The organism is Mesorhizobium sp. M7A.F.Ca.CA.004.04.2.1 (genome assembly GCF_004022825.1).
In the GTDB taxonomy this organism is placed as follows: Bacteria; Pseudomonadota; Alphaproteobacteria; order Rhizobiales; family Rhizobiaceae; genus Mesorhizobium.
On the sequence record NZ_RZPH01001442.1, the window covers coordinates 1 to 1,082 of the forward strand.

General features: G+C 66.8%; 1 protein-coding gene. It reads left to right on the forward strand.

What is annotated here, in order from left to right; genetic code table 11:
• Window positions 1-1,082 (forward strand): cobaltochelatase subunit CobN (locus EN893_RS35240; protein ID WP_206640251.1); only part of this gene is annotated, 1,082 nt, incomplete at both ends.

The window sequence follows — 1,082 nt, forward strand, 5'->3', positions numbered from 1 at the left end:
CTACGAACCCGGCCGCGGCGTCGTCCCCCTCCCCCTCGAGGGGAGGGTCCGGCCGCAGGCCGGGGGTGGGGTCCTCTCCGAGGCGCGCCGACTCAAAGAAACGCCGCGTCCGGTCGTACCGACCCCACCCGGCCCTGCGGGCCACCCTCCCCTCGAGGGGGAGGGAAAGGTCGTGCCTATCCTGTTCTACCGCTCGATGCTGCTGGCCGCCGATGTCGCGCCAATCGACGCACTTTTTGAAGCTCTGCGACAGCGCGGCATCAACCCGGTCCCCATCTTCGTCTCCACCCTCAAGGACCCGGCATCCCTGGCCTTCGTGGAAACAGCACTCGCCTCACTGAAACCCGCCGCCATCGTCACCGCTACCGCTTTCGCGTCCGGTGCCGAACCGGGCAATGAGACCTTGTTCGACCGCGCCGGCGTGCCGGTCTTCCAGGTCATCGTCGCCACCACCCGCCGCGACATCTGGGAGAGCAACCAGCGCGGCCTGGCGCCCGCCGACCTTGCCATGCATGTCGTGCTGCCCGAGCTCGACGGCCGCATCCTGGCCGGCGCCATTTCCTTCAAGGGCGAGAGCGAGATCGATCCAGCACTTGGCCACCGCGCTTTCGCCAACCGGCCGGAACCGGATCGCGTGGCGCAAGTGGCTGACCGCGTCGCGGCCTTTATCCGCCTGCAGGAGACGCCCCGCGCCGAGCGCAAGCTGGCGATCCTGATGCCGGATTATCCCAGCGCCCCCGGCCGCACCGGCTATGCCGTCGGCCTCGACGTGCCGTCCAGCGTGCTGGCCATTCTGCATGACCTGAAGGGACAGGATTATGGTGTTGAGGGAATTCCGGAGACGCCGCGTGGGTTGCTGGATTTGCTGGAAGCCAGCGATACTGGATTGGCCTTAGATAACTACATTGCCTTCTCGACGGAGTTGCCGACTGCGGCAATCGCTGCGGTCGAAGCCGCTTGGGGGAAGGTGGAAGATGAGACGGGTCTGCGCGAGGCGCCCCCCTCTGTCCGGCCGGACATCTCCCCCTCAAGGGGGGAGATTGCGCTGTCATTACCGGTTTCGCCAACCTCCAGTGTTGCAG